Annotated in this window: 3 protein-coding genes; all 3 read left to right on the forward strand. The window is 36.0% G+C overall.

Features of this window, described 5'->3' with window-relative positions:
* Window positions 1-63 precede the first annotated feature (63 nt).
* The 3 genes from AB4513_RS24215 to AB4513_RS24225 are packed head-to-tail and all read left to right on the forward strand — an operon-like array spanning window position 64 to window position 1,084.
* Window positions 64-321 (forward strand): hypothetical protein, encoded by a 258-nt coding sequence (locus AB4513_RS24215; RefSeq protein WP_009846196.1) that lies wholly within the window; start codon window positions 64-66, stop codon window positions 319-321.
* A gap of 20 nt (window positions 322-341) precedes the next feature.
* Window positions 342-602, forward strand: coding sequence for a YcxB family protein (locus AB4513_RS24220; protein ID WP_009846197.1), 261 nt, complete (start codon window positions 342-344; stop codon window positions 600-602).
* A gap of 59 nt (window positions 603-661) precedes the next feature.
* A complete protein-coding gene (locus AB4513_RS24225; RefSeq protein ID WP_009844731.1) occupies window positions 662-1,084 on the forward strand; it encodes a hypothetical protein in 423 nt (140 codons plus the stop codon).
* Window positions 1,085-1,203: the final 119 nt, after the last annotated feature.

The following is a 1,203-nucleotide window of genomic DNA, read 5'->3' on the forward strand; positions in this document are numbered from 1 at the left end:
TCTAATACGATTATTGTATTGTTCTACAACTACGCAAGTCGATGTATACATAGGGAAGTTATAATGATCAAATCAATTAAAATCACCAAAAAGAACTACTTGGATTTTTCAGGTTTTGCTTTAAAACGACTGAGTTCATCGCAAGAAAGTACAAAAAAGAACTTTATAAAGAGCATGATGATTGGCTTTTTTATTGCTGTTTTTTTTATGTCAGTCGCTATAAATATTGGAAGGGTTAACTTTTCTAGTTTTCATTTGCAAACATTTTTAATGACAATGATACTTATTTTTATATTATTTCGGGTTTTATTTATAACTTAATAAAGATAAGGGAATTATCAGTGCCAAATGAAGGTGGTATTATTATTGGTGATAAGACCATTGAGTTAACAGAGGAAGGGATTCATGAAGTGAATCCATTCGGGAGTTGTTTTTACAAATGGGAGGCTGTTGAGTCCGTAGAGGATAACAGTGGAGATGTTTATATTTTTGTGGATAAGCTTGCTGCTTTGATTATTCCTTCTGATTCATTCGAATCTCAGATTGAGGAAGAAAAGCTGGTTTTACTAATAAAGAAATATGCATTGAAGACAAATGATTAAGGCAAGTGAGATAGTGTGTGTTTTCACCCATTAATGCGTTTAGCATAAGGCAAAGCCCTATGTTTTCTGTTAGAAATCTATCAGCTCTGTTTTATCTTGTAGCGCTTCTTCTGCCGGCTTTTTCCTGCGTTGACGGGCGAGAAAGCAGTTTAACTTATGGTTATCAAGCACTAGTATTTGGCTTCATGCAAGTTTTTGCGGCAACGTTTATGTTGACCACTTGGTTCGACACAGCCATAGCGTTGATGTTCCCATGGTTGGCAAATATCTCTTGGGTGCTAAGCTTGTCTAATAACCAAGGGATAAAAGTGAATCCATGGTCAGTCGTAACCTTATGTGCGCTAATCATTTTCTTTTCTCAGCCGCTAGTAATAGTGGCCGGGGGTAACGGGGCTACCTCTATTTTATCTTTAAAGTTACACTCTGGAGCTTATTTATGGGGCGTTGCGTTGATGCTACCTATATTTATTAAGAATAAATAATTAAAGCATAGAAGAATAGGGTCAGGTCTTGTCTTTTTCCATAATACAAAAGGCTTTGTCTCTGGGTTATTAATGCGTCAGCAGAGCCAGCAAAATATCTACTACATGACTAACCATCT

It is taken from the genome of Vibrio sp. 10N.222.54.E6 (assembly GCF_041473955.1).
Lineage (GTDB): Bacteria > Pseudomonadota > Gammaproteobacteria > Enterobacterales > Vibrionaceae > Vibrio > Vibrio tasmaniensis_A.